Annotated in this window: 1 protein-coding gene; it reads right to left on the bottom strand. The window is 69.7% G+C overall.

Annotated elements, in window-relative coordinates:
* A partial coding sequence (locus tag KGA66_RS29020) for a flavin-containing monooxygenase (protein WP_211472798.1) occupies positions 1–1,421 on the bottom strand: 1,421 nt, incomplete at both ends.

Below are 1,421 nucleotides of genomic sequence, written 5' to 3'. Positions count from 1 at the left end.
GCTGATACGGAGGCTGGGATCGGGACCGCGATCCGGTGATATTCGGCCACGTCGACGCGGCGCGTCTCGCGTCGGAAACGGATGGTGGAGGCGGGCCAGAGCGTGGGGTTCCGGCCCGCCGCGTTGAGGTACCAGCTGGCGCAGCCGCCGGTGTTCCAGACCGTCGGACCCATGCGGTGCTCGATCTCGTCGCACCAGCGCTTCTGCGCGTCGGGGCGGGGGTCGAGTGCTGCGACGCCGAGACGGCCCAGAGTGTTGACATAGTCGGTGATGTAGTTGAGCTGGGATTCGATGATGTGCACCATCGAGGTGTGGCCGAGCCCGGTGTTGGGCCCGATCACCAGGCACAGGTTCGGGAATCCGGCCACGTTGGTGCCGCGCAGGGCCCGCATGTCACCCTGCCAGGACTCTGCGAGGGTGATACCGCCGATGCCGTGCACGCGATCCGCGATCGGCATATCGATCGTGTGGAACCCGGTGGCGAGGATGATCGCGTCCACTTCGTGCTCGGTGCCGTCCCGGGCTATCAGGGTGCTGCCGCGCACCTCGGCGAGTCCGGAGGCGACCGTGACGTTGGGGGCGGTCAGGGCCGGATAGTAGTCGTTCGACAGCAGGATGCGCTTGCAGCCCATCACGTAGCGGGGCGTGAGCCTGGCACGCAGTTCGGGGTCTGCTATGTGCTTGGCGAGATTGCGGTAGGCCAGCCGTTGGGTGGCTTTGAGCAGCGCGGGGCGTTTGACGAAGGCGCCGACGCTCGACTCGCGGGCCGCGTAGATGCCGAACCGGGCCAGCTTCTGCGCCGCCGGGACGCTGCGGAACAGCCGATGTTCGGCTCCTGTTACGCGTCGGTCGCGGCGCGGCAGCACCCACGCCGGGGTGCGCTGGAACAGGATCAGCCGCCCGACGCCCGGCTGGATCTCGGGCACGATCTGGATGGCCGAGGCGCCGGTGCCGACGACCGCGACGCGCTTGCCGGTCAGGTCGTAGTCGTGGTTCCAGCGCGCGGAGTGGAAGACCTCGCCGGGGAACGCGGCCAGGCCGGGCAGGTCGGGCAGCGCGGGGTCGGCGAGCGGCCCGGTGGCGCTGACGAGGATGTCAGCGGTCAGACTTCCGCGGGTGGTCGCCAGCCGCCAGTGCGCGTGCGCGGCGTCCCAGCGCGCTTCTGTGACCTCGGTCTCGAAGCGCAGGTGCCGGCGCAGCGCGTGCCGGTCGGCCACGTCCTCGAGGTACGCCCGGATCTCCGGCTGGCGCGAGAAACTGCGCGACCACAGCGGGTTCGGCGCGAACGAGAAGGAATACAGATGCGAGGGCACATCGCAGGCACAACCCGGGTAGGTGTTGTCCCGCCAGGTGCCGCCGACCGCGGCCGCGCGCTCCAGGATGACGAAGTCGGTGATCCCGTTCTCCCGCAGCCGGATTCC

The organism is Actinocrinis puniceicyclus (assembly GCF_018283645.1).
GTDB classification, from domain to species: Bacteria; Actinomycetota; Actinomycetes; order Streptomycetales; family Catenulisporaceae; genus Actinocrinis; species Actinocrinis puniceicyclus.
The sequence above is the reverse complement of the archived record's forward strand: the minus strand, read 5'-3'. Positions and strand labels throughout refer to the sequence as shown.